The sequence below is a fragment of the Dokdonella sp. genome (assembly GCF_035511235.1).
In the GTDB taxonomy this organism is placed as follows: domain Bacteria; phylum Pseudomonadota; class Gammaproteobacteria; order Xanthomonadales; family Rhodanobacteraceae; genus Dokdonella.
The window spans coordinates 1-15,189 of record NZ_DATKFQ010000034.1 but is presented as its reverse complement, the minus strand read 5'-3'; the positions used below and the strand labels follow the sequence as shown (position 1 = coordinate 15,189).

Sequence of the window (15,189 nt, the reverse complement as noted above, 5' to 3'; positions counted from 1 at the left end):
GGCGCGCGCAGCGCCGGCAGGACGATCCCGGCGCCGCGTACGGCTGCCCGGCGGCCGGGACGCTTGATAGTGCCGGGCTCCGTACCCATGCTGCCGCATGGGCGACTGCCCGGGGCGGCGCAGCCGGCCTCCCCGTGCAGTCGCCAATTGTTAGGGAACCGTGCAGTATTTCGTGTACCTTGCTCCGCCCCGCCGCGCCCTGGGCGGGCCGGGGGAACCGTTCGGCGCGCCGTCGCGCCAGGGAAGCCGTCATCTCATGTCGAAAAACCCGCTCCGGAACAGCCTGCGCATCGTCGCCGCAGCCCTGATCATCACGCTGCTGTCCGCCTGCACGATCGCGCCACCGCGCACCGACGATCCGTACGAGCGGTTCAACCGGAAGATGTACAAGTTCAACGATACCGTCGACCGGGTCGCGATCCGGCCGGTGGCGGTCGGCTATCGCAAGATCACGACGCCGAACATGCGCCGGGTGGTCAGCAACTTCTTCGCCAACATCAAGATGCCGATCACGATCGCCAACGACCTGCTGCAGGGCAAGCCCGGGCAGGCCGGGCGCAACACCGGCCGTTTCGTGATCAATACGACACTCGGCTTCCTCGGCCTGTTCGATCCGGCCAGCGAGATGAACCTGCCGCCGGACTCCAACGATTTCGGCGTGACGCTGGCCAAGTGGGGCGTGCCGGACGGCCCGTACCTGGTGCTGCCGCTGCTCGGTCCGACCACCGGCCGCGACGTCTGGCGCACCCCGGTGGACAGCTACTACTTCGATCCGGTGTCCTGGTACGCGCGCGAGCACGATCTGAAGCACAACGCCCAGTACCTGCCGCAGTTCCTGTATCTGGTCACGCTGCGTTCGTCGGCGATCGACGCCGAGGGCCTGCTCGAAGGCGTCTACGACCCGTACGTGTTCTTCCGCGACGCCTATCGCCAGCGCCGCCTCTACGAGATCTACGACGGACAGCCGCCGGTCGAGATCATCGAACGGCTGCAGGGCACCGACGACGTCGACATCGATCAACTGCTCGAGGAGCAGCAGCAGTACGAGCAAGGCAAGGGCGGCTGAGGCTGCGCACGCCGCGGCACGCGCGGCCGCTTACTGGTCGCTCTCGAAGCGGTTGGCCTCGCGGTTCTTGCGGACCTGGGCCGGATTCCAGATCCGGCCGTTCATCGCGATGTAGATGCCGTCCGGCAGCGTCTGCACGGCGCCGACCGCGCAGCCGATGTTGAATACGGCGTCGGACCGGTTGAACAGCGCCGGGTTCAGCGCGCCGGTCAGCACCACCACCTTGCCGGCGAGCCCGGCCAGCGCGCGCGCGGTGTCGACCATCGTGTCGGTGCCGTGCGTGACCAGGACGTGCCGGTGCGGCTGCGTCTCGATCGCCTGGCGGATCGCCGCCCGGTCGGCCGCGTCCATGTGCAGGCTGTCCTTGCGCATCAGCGATTGCACGTCGAACGTGAAGCTCACGCCGAGCGAGGTCAGGATCTGGCCGATCTGCGGCTCGCCGATCTGGAACGTGGACTTGTCGTCGAAGTAGATCTTGTCGATCGTGCCGCCGGTGGTGAGGATCGTCAGATGCTGCATGTGCGGAGGGCCAGCCGAGGGAGCCGCGGATTGTAGCGCCGGCGCGCCGCTGCGCGCGCCGGCGCATTCGCGTCAGGCGGCGCGCGCGGGCAGCGCGGCGACCGCCTCGCGTGCGGTGGCGAGGGCCTGCGTGCGGTGTCCCTCGTCCAGGTTGAGGCCTTCGGCGCGGATCACCTCGACGTCGGTGATGCCGATGAAGCCGAGCACCTTGCGCAGGTACGGCTCCTGGAAGTCGAGCGCGGCGGCCGCGCCCGTCGCATACAGTCCGCCGCGCGTCGACGCGATCACGACGCGCTTGCCGCCGGCCAGCCCGACCGGTCCGCCCGCCTCGTAGCGGAACGTGCGTCCGGCCACGCAGATGCGGTCGATCCAGGCCTTGAGCTGCGAGGGAATGCCGAAGTTGTACATCGGCGCGCCGAGCACGACGACGTCGGCGGCCAGGAACTCCTCGAGCACCGTGTCGGCGGCCGTTTCGGGCGACCAGTCGCCGAGCGGCGCGGCGGCGAGATCGCGATAGGTGACGTGCAGGTCCGGATCGCGGCCGGCGAAGGCCGCGACGATCGCGGCGGTCAGTTCGCGCGAGACCGAGCGGGAGCCCAGGGCGCTGGAATCGATATGAAGCAGGTTCATGACAGGCCTCGAAGAGTGCCGGTGAGTCGGCATCTCGTAGCTTGGGCATGGACGATGATCGTCAAAGAGCGCAATATCGACATGCATCGTTTCCATAGAGAAACAATCATGCGACACGACGGTCTGGCTGACCTCAACGATCTGCGCTTCTTCGCCGCCGTGGTCGAGCACGGCGGATTTTCGGCCGCCGCGCGCGTGCTCGGCGTGCCCAAGTCGCGCCTCAGCAAGCGCGTCGCGCTGCTCGAGCAGCGGCTCGGCGTGCGCCTGCTGCAGCGGACCACGCGGCGGCTCGCGCTGACCGAGGTCGGCGAGCGTTTCCACGGCCATTGCCGGGCGATGCTCGAGCAGGCGCAGGCGGCCCAGGACGCGGTCGACACACTGCGCGCCGAGCCGAGCGGCACGGTGCGGCTGAGCTGTCCGGTGACGTTGGCGCAGACCCTGCTCGCCGCGGTGCTGCCGGCGTTCCTGGAACGCCACCCGAAGATCGCGCTGCGCCTGATCGCGACCAACCGGCGCGTCGACGTGATCGGCGAGGGCATCGACGTCGCGTTGCGCGTGCGCGAGCGCGACGACGCCGAGCCGAGCCTGGTGGCGCGGACGATCGGTCCGGCCCGCGCGGTATTGGTCGCCAGCCCGGGATTCCTGGATCGGCACGGCCGCCCGCAGACGCCGCGCGATCTGGCCGGCTATCCGCTGCTGTCGCCGCACGAGAACGAGAGCGTGCAGCGCCTGCGGCTGCTCGATGCGGACGGTGCGGCGGTCGAGGTGGCGATGGACGCGCGGCTGGTCTGCGGCGACTTCGTCGTCCTGCACGAGGCGGCACGGCGTGGTCTCGGCGTCGCGCTGCTGCCGGACTTCGTCTGCGCGGCGGCACTGGCCCACGGCGAACTCGAGGCGCTGCTGCCGGCATGGGGCGCGCCGCAGGGCATCATCCACTTCGTCTACGCGAGCCGGCGCGGCCTGTTGCCGGGCGTGCGGGCATTGATCGACTACCTCGCCCAGACGCTGCCGGCCCAGGCGCGCGCATTGCCGGAGCGCTGCATCGAAGCGGGCGCGCCGGCCGTGTCGCCGGTTACGGCGGCGCCGAACGGCGCGCGCGCCGCTTCGCGCTGATCGCGCTCCAGCCGAGCGCGCCGATCAGGCCGAGGCACAGCGCGACCTGCAGCAGAGCCGGCACACGCGTGGCCGGCACCGCGTAGGCGGCGACGATGCCATGGCCGAAGTAGAACAGGCTGACGATGCCGATCCAGGTCAGCATCCGTCCGTAGCCCGAACGCAGCGCGAGCAGCGGCAGCAGCAGCGGAACCAGCATGAGGCCCAGCGCGAGCAGGCCCTGGCCGTTGGCCGGCGGTGCCAGCCACAGATACCAGGCCGGCTGCAGCGCGATCAGGCCGATCCAGGCGAAGAGGCCGAGACGGGTCGCCCTCATGCGCCGCGCGCCAGGCGTGCCGCGACGTCGGCGACGCGCCGCCCGAGCGCGCGCGCGAGCTCGCGCTCATCCTCGCTGAGCGCGTGGGCGCCATCGGCGCCGCCGACGTGACTGGCACCGTACGGCGATCCGCCGCTGACGGTGCGGTTCAGCGCGGGCTCGGTGTACGGCAGGCCGACGATCAGCATGCCGTGATGCAGCAGCGGCAGCATCATCGACAGCAGCGTGGTCTCCTGTCCGCCATGCATCGTATTGGTCGCGGTGAACGCGGCGGCCGGCTTGCCGGCCAGCGTGCCGGAGGCCCATTCCGCGCCGGTGGTATCGAGGAAATGCTTGAGCGGCGCGGCCATGTTGCCGAAGCGGGTCGGGCTGCCGAGGATCAGTCCGGCGCAGTCGCGCAGGTCCTCTCGCGTGACGTAGGGCGCGCCCTCGTCGGGCACCGGCGGCTCGGCCGCCGTCGTCACCGGCGCGACCGGCGGCACGCTGCGCAGGCGCGCCTGCATGCCGGCGACCTCGGCGACGCCGCGCGCGACCAGGCGCGCCAGCTGGGCGACCTTGCCGGTGCGGCTGTAATGAAGAACCAGGATTTCGCTCATCGGGCTTTCCGTCGTACGCTCCCCTTCATGATTCGCGCGATGCCCCGATTTGTCACGCAGCGCTACGACCGCGAGCGCGTCTCGGCGTTCCTGCGCTTCACGCTGACGCGCTTTCTCGAGGACCGCTGCACCCAGGCAGCCGGCGCGCTGGCCTATACCAGCGTGTTCGCGCTGGTGCCGCTGACCGCGGCGGTCCTCGGCATCCTCGCCGCGTTTCCGGTGTTCGGCGAATGGCGCAGCCAGCTCACGGCCTTCATCTTCAGCAACTTCGTGCCGGCGGCCGGCGACACCGTGCAGGAGTACCTCACCCAGTTCGCCGAAAACGCCAGCAAGGCCACCGCGATCGGCGTGCTGGTGCTCTTGTTCAGCGCGGTCGCGCTGATGATGAGCATCGAGGACGCGTTCAACCGGATCTGGCGCGTCCAGGCCGGACGGCGCCCGGTGTCGCGCTTCGTGATCTACTGGACCGCGCTGACGCTCGGCCCGCTGCTGCTGGTCGCGGCGCTGGCGATCAGCTCGTATCTGTTCGCGCTGCCGTTCATCGACGTGGCCGAGGCGCAGTTCTCGATCCGAGCGCGCGTGCTCGGCCTGCTGCCGTTCCTGATCGTCTGGACCGCCCTGGTCGCGGCCTTCGTCGTGATCCCGAACCGCGAAGTGCGCTTCCGGCACGCGCTGATCGGGGCGCTGATCGCTGCGGTGCTGTTCGATCTGGCCAAGCGCGGCTTCGCGTACTACGTGACCGATCTGGCCAGCTACCAGAAGGTCTACGGTGCGCTGGCGATGGTGCCGATCTTCTTCTTCTGGATCTATCTGTCCTGGCTGATCGTGCTGTTCGGCGCGTCGATCACCGCGTCGCTGAGCGCGTTCGACTACCGGCCGCCGTCGCAGCGCCTGCCCGAAGGCCACGCGTTCGCGGGACTGCTGCGCGTCGTGGGCCATCTGGCGCAGGCGCAGCACGCCGGGCATGGCCTGACCACGCGCGCGCTGCGCGAGCGCGAGGCCTTCCTGACCGACGATCTGCTGCAGCGCTATCTGAAGGACCTGCAGCACATCAACATGGTGCGGCGGACCGAGATCGGCGAATGGGTGCTGACGCGCAGCCTCGACGGCCTCAGCGTCCGCGACCTCTACGAGGCCGGCGACTACCGCCTGCCGCCGGTGGGCCTGGCCTCCGACTTCACCTGGCCGGCGCAGGATCTCGTGCAGCGCTCCACGCGCGATCTCGCGCGCGAGCTGGCCGTGCCGCTGAGCCGCATCTTTCCGTCTCCGGCGCCGGCCGCGGCGCCCGCTTCCGAGGAATCCAGATGAAACACCTGATCGTTTCGCTGCTGCTGGCCGCCCTGGCGAGCGGCCCGGTTGCGGCCGCTGCGCCCGCGGGCGACGCCGCCGCCCCCGGCGCGCGGCCGACCCTGGCCGTCACCACGCTCGACGGCAAGCCCTGGTCGCTGGCCGATCAGCGCGGCAAGTGGGTCATCGTCAACTACTGGGCGACCTGGTGCGCGCCGTGCATCAAGGAGATGCCGGAGTTCTCGGCCTTCGTCGCCGAGCGCGACGACGTCGTCGCGATCGGCCTGGAGATCGGCGACGAGGAGCGTGCCGAGGTCGACGCGTTCCTCGCCAAGCGCCCGGTGGTCTATCCGATCGCGCAGGTGCCGATGAGCGACCCGCCGGCCGATTTCGGCGCGCCGCGCGGCCTGCCGACGACGTATCTGATCGCGCCGGACGGTACGGTCGCCAAAAAGTTCATGGGGCCGGTGACGCGGCGCGATCTGGAGCAGGTCATCGCCGGCCATCGCGCCGGCTGACGCCGTGCCGCTACGTCGCTACCGCGTGACCGGTCGCGTCCAGAGCGTGTCGTTCCGCGCCTCGACGCGCGATCGTGCGCTCGCGCTCGGCATCGCCGGTCATGCCCGCAATCTCGCCGACGGCAGTGTCGAGGTGCTCGCCAGCGGCAGCAGCGAGGCGCTGGCCGCGCTCGAGGTGTGGCTGCGGCGGGGGCCGCCGGCGGCGCGCGTCGATGCGCTGCACGCCGAGGACATCGATGCCGATGCGGCAGCGCCGACCCCGGCCGGTTTCGGCGTGCGCTGACCGGCGCGACTCAGCAGGTATCGGGCACCCAGAGGCTGCCGTCGGCCGGTACGTCGAGCGCCGGCTTGCGCGCAAGCTTCGGCAGCTTCAACGGCTTGTCCGGCCCGAGGCGCTCGGGCAGGCGGTGGACCAGGTGGTGGATCAGGTTGAGCCGGCCGCGCCGCTGATCGTTGAAGTCGACCAGCGCCCACGGCGCGTTCGGGCGGTGCGTGGCCTGCAGCATCGCGTCGCGGGCCTTGCCGTACTCGGCGTAGCGCTTGCGTGCTTCCAGGTCCACCGGCGACAGCTTCCAGCGCTTGCGCGGGTCGTCGGCACGCTCGGCGAAGCGCTCCTCCTGCTGTGCCTGGTCGACCGTCAGCCAGTACTTGAGCAGGATGATGCCGTCGGCGGTCAGCAGCGCCTCGAAGGCCGGGCAGGCGCTCAGGAAGCGTTGGTACTGGTCCGGGCTGCAGTAGCCCATGACGTGTTCGACGCCGGCGCGGTTGTACCAGCTGCGGTCGAACAGCACGAGTTCGCCGGCGGCCGGCAGGTGCGCGACGTAGCGCTGGAAGTACCACTGGCCGGCCTCGCGCTCGCTCGGTTTGGGCAGCGAGACGGTGCGCACGTAGCGGTTGTTGAGCGGCGCTTCGATCGCCTTGACGACGCCGCCCTTGCCGGCGGCGTCGCGACCCTCCAGCACGACGATCACGCGCTGGCCGGTGCCGATGATCCAGTGCTGCAGATCGACCAGCTCGTCGTAGAGGTGCTCGAGACGTTCCTCGTATCGCTTCTTCTTCATGACTGCGTCCTCAGCGCTCGCGCAGCCGCGGAATCAGGCCGGGCAGGTTGCACGGGCGCGTGCGTGCATCGAGCTGGTCGCGCAGCAGCTTGTCCCAGGCCAGCCGGCAGGCCGAGGTCGAACCCGGCAGGCAGAACACGAAGGTGTCGTTGGACAGGCCGGCGAACGCGCGCGACTGCATCGTCGCGGTGCCGATGTCCTCGTAGCTCAGCGCGCGGAAGGTCTCGCCGAAGCCGGGCATCTCCTTGTCGAGCAGCGGCCGTATCGCCTCGGGCGTCGAGTCACGGCCGGTGAAGCCGGTGCCGCCGGTGACGATGACGCCGTTGACGCCGGGTTCGGCGATCCAGCCGGCGACGATCGCGCGGATCAGATAGCGGTCGTCGCGGCAGATGCGGCGCTCGTGCAGGCGATGGCCGGCCTGGCCGAGCGACAGGACCAGGAAATCGCCGGAGGTGTCCTGATCGGGCGTGCGCGTGTCCGATACGGTCAATACGCACAGATCCAGCGGGATGAAATCGGCTTGCGCGGTCATGACGCGGACGCCTCCTGGCGAAGCGTGGACGTCGCGTCGCCGGGCGGCGTCAGGTCGGTCAGCACGCGGACGAAATCGTCGGCGAAGGCATCCATGTCGAACAGGCCGCTGGACTCGCGCCGATGCGCGAGCTCGGTGTGCAGCGCGGCGCGTGCAGCCGGATCGGATGCGATCGCGACTGCCTTGCGCACGAAGTCGGCCTCGTCGGCAGCGATCAGGTCGGTCAGGCCCAGGTGCGTGTTGAGACTGGCCGCGACGCGCGAGGCGAACGTGTCGCCGGGCAGGGTCAGCACCGGGCAGCCGGCCCAGATCGCGTCCGAGGCGGTGGTGTGCGCGTTGTACGGGGCGGTGTCGAGGAACAGGTCGACGTGGCCGAAGCGCGTCAGATAATCGGCATGCGGCAGCCGCGGCAGGAAGATCAGCCGCGCCGGGTCGACGCCGCCGGCGCGGGCCGCTTCGCGCAGCCGCGCATCGGCCAAGCCCGGACCCGACAGCAGCCAGAGCACCGCATCGGGCACGTCGCGCAGCACAGTCAGCATGCGCGCGAAGCTCGCCGGGTTGAGCTTGTAGCCGTTGTTGAAGCAGGCCAGCACGACGTCCGTCTCGGGCAGGCCGCAGGCGGCGCGGTCGGGCGGGGCGGCGACACGGCGCGCCGTGTCGGACGGCTGGAAGCAGCGCGGCAGATAGGCCACGCGCTCGGAGAACGAGGCCTGCGCCGCCTCGGGCACGACCACCGCATCGGCGATGACGTAGTCGATCCACGGCGCGCCCGAGGTGCCCGGATAGGCCAGCCAGCCGATCTGCACCGGCGCCGGCCGCAGCGCCAGCGCCTCGCCGCTGCCACCCTCGCCCCAGCCGCGCAGGTCGACCAGCCGGTCCAGTCCGGCGGCGGCGATCGTCTGCGCAAGCGCATCGGGCGTCGCGCCGGCCACGTCGTGCCAGCGATGCGCCGCGGCGCGCAGACGCCGGCGGATCGGGCCGTCTCCGCCACCGGTCGCGAACAGGTGCACCTCGATCGGCCGGCTGGCCAGCGCCTCGAACAGCGCCACCGTCAGCAGACCGGTCGGGTGCTCGCCGAAACCGTTCGAGACGAAGCCGACGCGCAGCGGCGTGTTCGGCGCCGAGCGTTCCGGTCGCTCGAGGTAGGCGCGGCGGACGCCGACCTCGGCCTCGACGCCATCGGCAAAGCGGCGCGCGCAGCGCAGCTGCAGGTCGGCTCCGGCGTCCTCGGCGAGGAATGCGAACGGCGTGATGCCGTCGGCGCCGTCGCGCACGCCCTGGACCAGACGCGCCGACAGCCGGTCCAGATCGTCCCAGTCGCACAGGCGGCGCTTGGCGAAGACCCACTGGCTGAGCGCCGGATACAGCTGCGGATCGCGCGCGACCGCCTCGCCGTACGCCGCGGCGGCGTCCTCGAGTTCGCCGAGCGCATCGAGCGCCAGTCCGCGCTGATAGGCCGGCGCGGCCGCCTCGGGCGCAAGCTTCTGCGCGTGCGCGTAGACCGTCGCGGCTTCGCGGTGGCGGCCCTGACCGATCAGCACGTCGCCGTAGAGCAGGTAGGCGGCGAGGTTGCGGCTGTCGACACTGATCGCGTCGCGGATGCAGGCCTCGGCCTCGGCATGATGGCCCAGCTTGAGTTCGGCGGCGGCCAGGTTGATCAGGATCGACGGATGGCGCGGCGCGCCGTAGGTAGCCGTCGCGAACGATCGCTGCGCCTCGACATAGCGGCCGGCCGCCATCAATGCATTGCCGAGCGTCATCAGCACCGCGGCGTGTCCGGGATTCTGGCGCAGCACCACGCGCAGGCCCTCGATCGCCTCGTCGAGGCGGCCGGCCGCGATGCGCACGCTGCCGAGATTGCATTGAGCCGCGACTGACGCGGGCGCACGCTCGACCGCATATTCGAGCGCGGCCAGCGCCTCGCCGGGCCGCCCCAGCTGCAGCAGCGCAATGCCGTGCAGGCGCGCGGCTTCGGCCGAGTCGGGCTGGGCGGCGCGCAGGGCCGCGGCCTGCGCTTCGGCGCCGGCGGCGTCGCCGGCCTCGAGCCGGTCGGCGATCGCGGACAGGGGATCGTTCGTGACGGGGGAGAAGGAGGCGTTCATCGCGCCACGCTAAACCACCCCGGTCCGCGACGCCAGCCTCGCCATCGATCGCGCCGCGCACCCGCGTCCGCGCATGCCATGGCGCACGCCGCGGTGCGGGCTCAGGCCGATGCGGACAACTGCTGCAGCTGATCGGCCTGGTCCTCGCGGGTCAGCGTGTCGATCAGCTCGTCGAGGTCGCCGGCGACGATCTCGGGCAGGCGGTACAGGGTCAGGTTGACGCGATGGTCGGTGACGCGGCCCTGCGGGAAGTTGTAGGTGCGGATGCGCTGGCTGCGGTCGCCCGAGCCGACCTGCAGGCGGCGCGACTCGGCCTGCGCGGCGTTCTGGCGTGCGCGCTCCTCGTCGAGCAGGCGTGCCTTCAGCAGCGACAGCGCGCGGGCGCGGTTCTTGTGCTGGCTGCGCTCGTCCTGGCATTCCACGACGATGCCGGTTGGCAGGTGGGTCATGCGGATCGCCGAATCGGTCTTGTTGACGTGCTGGCCGCCGGCGCCGGAGGCGCGGAACGTGTCGACCTTCAGATCGGCCTCGCGGATCTCGACCTCGTCGATGTCGTCGAGCTCGGGCAGGATCGCCACGGTCGCGGCGGAGGTGTGGATGCGGCCCTGCGCCTCGGTCTCCGGCACGCGCTGCACGCGATGCGTGCCGGACTCGTACTTGAGCCGCGAATAGGCGCCCTGGCCCTCGATGCGCGCGATGACTTCCTTGTAGCCGCCGTGCTCGCCCGGGCTCGCCGAGAGCACTTCGACGTGCCAGCGGCGGCTCTCGGCGTAGCGCGCGTACATGCGCAGCAGATCGCCGGCGAAGATCGCCGCCTCGTCGCCGCCGGTGCCGGCGCGGACCTCGAGGAACAGGTTGGCCTCGTCGCGCGGATCCTTCGGGATCAGGTGCAGGTTGAGCTCGGCGTCGAGTTCGGTGCGGCGGCGTTCGAGTTCGGCGATCTCCTCGCCGGCCAGCTCGCGCAGCTCCGGATCGTGCAGCATGCCCTGCGCGGCGGTGATCGCCCGGTCGGTACGATCGTAGTCGGCGAGGCCGGCGGCCAGCGGCGCCAGCTGTGCGTGCTCGCGCGAGACCTCGCGCAGGCGCCGGGCGTCGGCCAGCACCTCGGGCGACGCGAGCAGATGTTCGAGTTCCTGGTGGCGTTCGGCGAGCTGTTCGAGCTTGCGGCGGATCGAAGGCGTCATTCGCTGGGATCGGAAGGGGCGTCGAACAGGCGCTCGGCCGCGCTCAGCAGGTCGACGTCGCCGCGCAGGGCGGCGTTGCGCAGGTTCGCGCTGGGCGCATGCAGCAGCTTGTTGGTCAGGGTATGGGCCAGGAATGCCAGCGCCTCGTCGGGCGAGCGGCCGCGCGCCAGCAGCGCGCGCGCCTTGTCGAGCACTTCGTCGCGATGGCTCTCGGCGCTGCGGCGCAGCTCGCCGACCGGATTACGCAGTTCCAGCGCGCGCCACCAGCCCATGAAGTGCTCGACCTGCAGCTCGATCAGCGCCTCGGCCTCCTTGGCCGCGGCCTGGCGGCTGCGCAGGCTCTCGTCGATGACCAGGCGCAGGTCGTCGATCGTGTAGAGGAACACGTCCTCCAGTTCGGCGACGTCGGCGGCGATGTCGCGCGGCACGGCGATGTCGACCAGGAACATCGGCCGGTGCCGGCGCGAGGCCAGCGCGGCGGCGACCTTGGCGCGGTCGAGGATCGGCTCGCGCGCGGCGGTGGAGCTGATCACGATGTCGGCCTCGGGCAGGTGGCGCGCAATGTCCTCGAGCGAGATCGCGTAGCCGCCGACGCTGGTCGCCAGCGCCTGCGCGGTCTCGAGCGTGCGATTGGCGACGATCGTGCGCCGTACCTTCGATTCGGCCAGGTGGCGCGCGGCCAGCTCGATCGTCTCGCCGGCGCCGATCAGCAGCACGCAGGCCTTGGACAGGTCGGCGAACAGGCGCTCGACCATGCGCACCGCCGTGTACGCGACCGAGACCGGATGGGCGCCGATGCGCGTGTCGCTGCGCACGCGCTTGGCGACCGCGAACGTGTTCTGGAACAGCCGGTCCAGCGGAGCCTTGAGCGTCTGCGAGCTGCGCGCGATCTGATAGGCGTCCTTGACCTGACCGAGGATCTGCGGCTCGCCGAGCACCAGCGATTCCAGGCCGGTAGCGACGCGGAAGATGTGCCGCACCGCCTCGGCATCGTCGTGGCGGTACAGGAATTCGTCGAGCTTGCGGCCGGCCATGCGATGGTGCTGGTGCAGCCATTCGCCGGGCTGTCCTTCTGCACCCGGCTCGACGGTGCAATACAGCTCGGTCCGGTTGCACGTCGACAGGATCGCGGCCTCACGCACGCCCGGCAGCGCCGACAGATCGGCCAGCGCCTCGGGCGTGGCGTCCGGCGCGAACGCGACGCGCTCGCGCAGCGAGACCGGCGCGGTCAGATGGTTCAGGCCGAGCGCGATCAGCGCCATCGCGAAGCCGGGGCTGGTCGGGGCTGCGGCATCGCCGCGGCGGCCGTGCGGAAGGACCGGTGGCTGTCGACCGTCACCCGGATCGCGACCGCGATCAGCCGGAGCACGGCTGCGGACAGCGGCGCAAGCGCCATCTGGCTCAAACGCAGCGAGCCCGGCCCGGCCGTCACGGCCGCCGGAAGCAGCAGACGGTTGCCGGCCCGGCGATGCAGTACCGCGGGGTCTTCCATGCGTGCGTAGCCCACCGTATTGAGGATGCGGACCGCTCCGGCGAAACGCACGGCCGGCGTGGCCGCCAGCCGCGGCAGCGCCAGGACGAAATGAACCGCAGCGAGGAAATCCACTTGCACTATCCGCTAACGATGACAGATGCGGCAATCAGCTAAGCTAGGTCCGGCGAGCCCGCATGTTCGTCCGACCTGGCGCCGTCCACGCATGTCCGCTGGGGATGCTGCGAGTGGCGAGTCCTGCTGCGACCGGCGGGAATTGTGCGGGCGCCGCGCTGTCACTTCAAGCCGCTATTCCAGTTCCGACAAGGCCTTGCATGCGATTCTCATTCCGTCCGTTGCGCGTCCTCGTCGCCGTGAGTCGGGGCTGGCGGCCGCTCGCCGCGGCCGTGCTCGCACTGCTGCCGGTGGCGTGTGCGACGGTGCCGCAGGCTTCGCGCACGCCGTCGCCCGCAGGGCCGCCGGTGTCGGTGACGGCGGTCGCGCCGGCCGACGATCTGCTGCTGAAGCTGATCGCCGGCCAGTTCGCCGCGCAGGACGGCGATCTGGCGACCGCCGCGGCGCGCTTCGCCGAGGCCGTGCAGCTGTCGTCCGATCCGGCCGTCGCCGAACAGGCGACCCAGCTGGCGCTGGCGGCGCGCGACTGGGGCCGGGCGCGCTCGGCGCTGCTGCGTTGGCGCCAGCTCGCACCGGCGGCAGCCGGTCCGCTGCAGGCCGAAGCCTGGATCGCGCTCGGCGAGGGCGATACCGAAGCGGCCACCGCGCATCTGCTCGCCTTGCTCGGCAGCGGCGACGAGCAGGCCTGGCGGATGGTCGCCCAGACCCTGCTGGCCGCGAGCGACAAGGCCGAAGCGGCGCGCGTATTGGCCGGTCTGGCCTCGCCGGAACGGCTCGGCAGTCGCGAGACCGCCTGGCTCGCGGTCAGCCAGCTGGCCTTCAAGCTCGAGGATCGTGCGCTGGCCGACCGGCTCGCCGACGAGGCCGTCGAGCGCTTCCACAGCGCCGACGCCTACGGCTGGAAGGCGCGGCTGGCGCTCGAGCGCGGCGATCGCGAACGCGCCCGCGCGGTGTTCGCCGAAGGCGTCCGGCGCAGTCCCGCCGACACGCGCCTGCGCGGCGGCTACGCGGCCCTGCTCGCCGAGACCGGCGACAACGCCGGCGCCGCGCGCGTGCTTGCGGCCGGTCCGCAGGACGACACGATCTTCGCGGCGCGCGCGGCCTATGCGGCGCGTGCCGACGACAAGAAGACCCTGGCCGCGCTGTATCGCGAGGTGCAGGCCGACAAGGCGCCGCGCGGCGGCCTGCGGCTGTACCTGCTCGGCCAGCTCGCCGAGCTCTCCGGCAAGCCCGCCGAGGCGCGCGACTGGTATCGCGAGGTGCCGCGCGAGGACGAGCGCTGGTTCGACGCGCAGACCCGCCAGGCGATTCTGCTCGACGAGGCCGGACGCACCGACGAGGCGGTGACGCGCCTGCGCGCGCTCGAGCCGAACGTCGCCGACGACACCGAACAGCTCGGCAGCGTGTTCCTGATCGAGGCCGACCTGCTCAAGCGGCGCGACCGCAAGACCGAGGCACTGGCTACCTACCAGCGCGGGCTCAACAGCCTGCCCGACGACGGCCGGCTGCTGTACGCGCGGGCGATGCTGGCGATCGAACTGGAGGACGTCGCCGCGGCCGAGGCCGATCTGCGCCGCATGATCGCGCTCGATCCGGACGATCCGACCGCGCTCAATGCGCTCGGCTACACGCTGGCCGACATGACCGACCGCTGGGCCGAGGCGCTCGCGCTGATCGAGCAGGCGATCGCGCTGAAGCCCGACGAGGCGACGATCATCGACAGCCTGGGCTGGGTGCAGTACCGGCTCGGCCGGCTCGACGAGGCGGTGGCGACGCTGCGCCGCGCCTACGAGAGGCTGCCCGATCCGGAGATCGCCGCACACCTGGGCGAAGTGCTGTGGGTCAGCGGCCAGCGCGAGGAAGCGCGGCGCGTCTGGAGCGAGGCGCGGCGCGCCGATCCGGACAACTCGACGCTGGCCGAGACGATCCGGCGGCTCGATTCGTGAGCGCTTTGATGCGGTGGCGGCGCGCCGGGCTGTCGGTGCTGGTGCTGCTGGCGACCGGCTGCGTCAGCACCGGCATCCGGCCCGACGCAGCCCGCCTGGCCGTCCAGGCCGAGCGTGAGGCCGCGCTGTCGCCGGAGCGCGACTGGGCACTGACCGCGCGGCTCGGCGTCTCCGACGGCCGCGACAGCGGCAGCGGTACGCTGAACTGGACCCAGCAGGGCGGCGCGTACCGGTTCCGGGTGCATGCGCCGGTGACCGGCAAGACCTGGGAACTGCGCGGCGAGGAGGGCCATGCCGAGCTCTCCGGCCTGCGCGCCGAGGTTCTGCACGGCGACAGCGCCGAGACGCTGCTGCAAGAGGCGCTCGGCTGGCGCGTGCCGGTCGCGCAGTTGGTCGACTGGGTGCGCGCGCTGCGGGCGAGCCCGGCCGCACAGATCAGCTTCCGCGACGACGGCCTGCCGCAGGAGATCCGCGAGGCCGGCTGGACCGTGCGCTATCTGGACTACGACCAGGCCGATCCGCCGATGCCGCGCAAGCTGTTCGCCGAGCAGGGCGACTACCGCGTCCGCCTGGCGATCCAGCGCTGGCAGCAGCCGTAGCGATGGACGCCGACGCGTTCGCCGGCGAGGGCTGGTCGATCTGGCCGGCGCCGGCCAAGCTCAACCTGTTCCTGCACGTCACCGGCCGCCGCCCCGACGGCTACCACACGCTGC

Annotated in this window: 17 protein-coding genes; 7 read left to right on the top strand and 10 right to left on the bottom strand. The window is 71.4% G+C overall.

From position 1 onward, the window contains the following. The first annotated feature begins 256 nt into the window (after window positions 1-256). Window positions 257-1,066, top strand: a complete 810-nt coding sequence (locus VMR06_RS13825; protein WP_325377262.1) for a VacJ family lipoprotein — start codon at window positions 257-259, stop codon at window positions 1,064-1,066. Between the two features lie 30 nt (window positions 1,067-1,096). Here VMR06_RS13825 and VMR06_RS13820 read toward each other — a convergent pair whose 3' ends face one another. Next, window positions 1,097-1,585: an asparaginase domain-containing protein gene (locus tag VMR06_RS13820; protein WP_325377260.1), complete on the bottom strand. Its 489-nt coding sequence runs from the start codon at window positions 1,583-1,585 to the stop codon at window positions 1,097-1,099. A 72-nt stretch (window positions 1,586-1,657) separates the two neighbouring features. Then, window positions 1,658-2,215, bottom strand: coding sequence for an FMN-dependent NADH-azoreductase (locus VMR06_RS13815; RefSeq protein WP_325377258.1), 558 nt, complete (start codon window positions 2,213-2,215; stop codon window positions 1,658-1,660). Window positions 2,216-2,323: 108 nt separating this feature from the next. On the opposite strand from VMR06_RS13815, the gene VMR06_RS13810 reads away from it, so the two are divergent. Then, complete coding sequence (locus VMR06_RS13810; protein WP_325377257.1) at window positions 2,324-3,328, top strand: LysR substrate-binding domain-containing protein; 1,005 nt, start codon at window positions 2,324-2,326, stop codon at window positions 3,326-3,328. Here the strand turns inward: VMR06_RS13810 and VMR06_RS13805 are convergent. Both VMR06_RS13805 and wrbA read right to left on the bottom strand, forming a co-directional pair. Then, window positions 3,288-3,644, bottom strand: coding sequence for a DUF2069 domain-containing protein (locus VMR06_RS13805; protein ID WP_325377255.1), 357 nt, complete (start codon window positions 3,642-3,644; stop codon window positions 3,288-3,290). The two genes, VMR06_RS13810 and VMR06_RS13805, sit on opposite strands and share 41 nt — an antisense overlap. Continuing rightward, the gene (wrbA, locus tag VMR06_RS13800) at window positions 3,641-4,240 is read right to left on the bottom strand and encodes an NAD(P)H:quinone oxidoreductase (RefSeq protein ID WP_325377253.1); all 600 of its coding nucleotides are present in this window, start codon (window positions 4,238-4,240) and stop codon (window positions 3,641-3,643) included. Before wrbA ends, VMR06_RS13805 begins: the two co-directional genes overlap by 4 nt. 39 nt (window positions 4,241-4,279) lie before the next feature. Between wrbA and VMR06_RS13795 the strand changes: the two genes are divergently transcribed. From VMR06_RS13795 to VMR06_RS13785, 3 genes are read left to right on the top strand one after another with little or no spacing between them, the layout of a single operon-like run. Then, window positions 4,280-5,548: a virulence factor BrkB family protein gene (locus VMR06_RS13795; protein WP_325377251.1), complete on the top strand. Its 1,269-nt coding sequence runs from the start codon at window positions 4,280-4,282 to the stop codon at window positions 5,546-5,548. After that, on the top strand, window positions 5,545-6,045 hold the full coding sequence (locus VMR06_RS13790) for a TlpA disulfide reductase family protein (protein ID WP_325377249.1): 501 nt from the start codon (window positions 5,545-5,547) through the stop codon (window positions 6,043-6,045). The genes VMR06_RS13795 and VMR06_RS13790 overlap by 4 nt, the downstream gene beginning before the upstream one ends. 4 nt (window positions 6,046-6,049) lie before the next feature. Then, window positions 6,050-6,328: an acylphosphatase gene (locus tag VMR06_RS13785; RefSeq protein ID WP_325377247.1), complete on the top strand. Its 279-nt coding sequence runs from the start codon at window positions 6,050-6,052 to the stop codon at window positions 6,326-6,328. Between the two features lie 10 nt (window positions 6,329-6,338). On the opposite strand, the gene ppk2 is transcribed toward VMR06_RS13785, so the two are convergent. The 6 genes from ppk2 to VMR06_RS13755 form a co-directional block, all read right to left on the bottom strand. Continuing rightward, a complete protein-coding gene (ppk2, locus tag VMR06_RS13780; protein WP_325377245.1) occupies window positions 6,339-7,106 on the bottom strand; it encodes a polyphosphate kinase 2 in 768 nt (255 codons plus the stop codon). A gap of 10 nt (window positions 7,107-7,116) precedes the next feature. Beyond that, a complete protein-coding gene (moaB, locus tag VMR06_RS13775) occupies window positions 7,117-7,638 on the bottom strand; it encodes a molybdenum cofactor biosynthesis protein B (protein WP_325377244.1) in 522 nt (173 codons plus the stop codon). Continuing rightward, window positions 7,635-9,740 (bottom strand): tetratricopeptide repeat protein, encoded by a 2,106-nt coding sequence (locus VMR06_RS13770; RefSeq protein WP_325377243.1) that lies wholly within the window; start codon window positions 9,738-9,740, stop codon window positions 7,635-7,637. The genes moaB and VMR06_RS13770 overlap by 4 nt, the downstream gene beginning before the upstream one ends. Before the next feature lie 101 nt (window positions 9,741-9,841). Then, on the bottom strand, window positions 9,842-10,924 hold the full coding sequence (gene prfA / locus VMR06_RS13765) for a peptide chain release factor 1 (protein ID WP_325377241.1): 1,083 nt from the start codon (window positions 10,922-10,924) through the stop codon (window positions 9,842-9,844). After that, window positions 10,921-12,186, bottom strand: coding sequence for a glutamyl-tRNA reductase (hemA, locus tag VMR06_RS13760; RefSeq protein ID WP_325377239.1), 1,266 nt, complete (start codon window positions 12,184-12,186; stop codon window positions 10,921-10,923). The genes prfA and hemA overlap by 4 nt, the downstream gene beginning before the upstream one ends. After that, the gene (locus VMR06_RS13755; RefSeq protein ID WP_325377237.1) at window positions 12,177-12,467 is read right to left on the bottom strand and encodes a hypothetical protein; all 291 of its coding nucleotides are present in this window, start codon (window positions 12,465-12,467) and stop codon (window positions 12,177-12,179) included. Before VMR06_RS13755 ends, hemA begins: the two co-directional genes overlap by 10 nt. A 263-nt stretch (window positions 12,468-12,730) precedes the next feature. On the opposite strand from VMR06_RS13755, the gene VMR06_RS13750 reads away from it, so the two are divergent. Continuing rightward, window positions 12,731-14,476, top strand: coding sequence for a tetratricopeptide repeat protein (locus tag VMR06_RS13750; protein WP_325377235.1), 1,746 nt, complete (start codon window positions 12,731-12,733; stop codon window positions 14,474-14,476). Continuing rightward, window positions 14,473-15,075 (top strand): lipoprotein insertase outer membrane protein LolB, encoded by a 603-nt coding sequence (gene lolB / locus VMR06_RS13745; protein WP_325377233.1) that lies wholly within the window; start codon window positions 14,473-14,475, stop codon window positions 15,073-15,075. Before VMR06_RS13750 ends, lolB begins: the two co-directional genes overlap by 4 nt. The last annotated feature ends 114 nt before the right edge of the window (window positions 15,076-15,189 follow it).